Annotated in this window: 1 protein-coding gene; it reads left to right on the forward strand. The window is 74.5% G+C overall.

Annotated features, from left to right (window positions below):
• Positions 1-71: 71 nt before the first annotated feature.
• Positions 72-1,473 (forward strand): serine/threonine-protein kinase (locus B7L92_RS20455; protein WP_081238960.1); only part of this gene is annotated, 1,402 nt, incomplete at its 3' end.

A 1,473-nucleotide genomic window follows, 5' to 3' on the forward strand; every position in this document is an offset into this window, starting at 1 on the left:
GCCGTACCGCTCGTCGAGGGGGAGACGGGGAGGCGAGGGGGACATCGCAGGGGGAGGAGCGACGCACAGCCATGGGTGAGGTCTTCGCCGGCCGGTACGAACTGGTCGACCCGATCGGGCGCGGGGGCGTCGGTGCCGTCTGGCGCACCTGGGACCACCGCCGCCGCCGTTATGTGGCCGCCAAGGTCCTGCTGCAGAGCGACGCCCACTCCCTGCTCCGCTTCGTACGCGAACAGGCCCTGCGGATCGACCACCCCCACGTACTCGCTCCCACCAGCTGGGCCGCCGACGACGACAAGGTCCTGTTCACCATGGACCTGGTCGCCGGCGGTTCGCTGGCCCACCTGGTCGGCGACTACGGCCCTCTGCCGCCGGCCTTCGTCTGCACCCTGCTCGACCAGCTGCTGTCCGGGCTCGCCGCGGTGCACGCGGAGGACGTGGTGCACCGCGACATCAAGCCCGCCAACGTGCTCCTGGAGGCCACCGGTACGGGCAGGCCGCGGTTACGGCTGTCCGACTTCGGTATCGCGATGCGGCTGGGCGAGCCCCGGCTGACCGAGACCAACCTGGTGGTGGGCACGCCCGGTTATCTGGCGCCGGAGCAGATGATGGGCTCCGACCCGGACTTCCCCGCCGACCTGTTCGCCGTGGGCCTGGTCGCGCTGTATCTGCTGGAGGGCGCCAAACCGGACGCCAAGGCACTCGTCCAGCACTTCGCCGACCACGGGACGCCGGGCGCTCCCCGGGGGATCCCCGAGCCGCTCTGGCAGGTCGTGGCCACGCTGCTGCAGCCGGATCCGCAGGCGCGGTTCCGCACGGCCACGGGGGCGCGCAAGGCGCTCGCCGCAGCCGCGGAACTCCTGCCGGAGCCCGGCCCCGACGACGAACTGATCGAGGTCTTCGACCAGCTCGGCCCGCTCCCCCCGGGGTTCGCCGCGGACGGCCCGCTGAAGAGGGCTCCGGGCCTGGCGTCCGGGCCCGCCGGGAAAGACGACTCCTCCGGAACCGGCTCGACGCCGTCCGTCCCGGGCAGAGAACGAGGCACGAGCACGAGCACGGACGGGGGCACAGGCGGGGGCATCGCACCCGTGGATCCGCGCCGGAGCACCACCTCCGCGACGCCACCGGCCGCCTCCTCCCCCACACCGTCCGGCGCCCAGGCGGCACCGTCCGTCCCTCCGCAGCCGCCCAGCATGTCGGACACCGGCAGCTTCCACCTGCCGTCGCCCCGGGCCACGGTCACCTCCTCCCCCGCGCCCGCTCCACCGCCTCCCGCGCACGGCCCTCAGGCACCGGACCAGTCCCTGCTCCATGCTCAGCACGGCGCTCAGCACGGCGCTCAGCACGGCGCACCGCACCAGCCGGCCCACGCCGCCGGCCACGGCTCCCCCCACGACCCCACTCACCCGCTGCGCTCCCCCCTGCCGCACCCGACCGCGTATCCCGGCTCGGCACCGCCACCGCCCCGGGGCG

The sequence above is a fragment of the Streptomyces viridosporus genome, from assembly GCF_002078235.1.
Taxonomy (GTDB): Bacteria; Actinomycetota; Actinomycetes; order Streptomycetales; family Streptomycetaceae; genus Streptomyces; species Streptomyces viridosporus.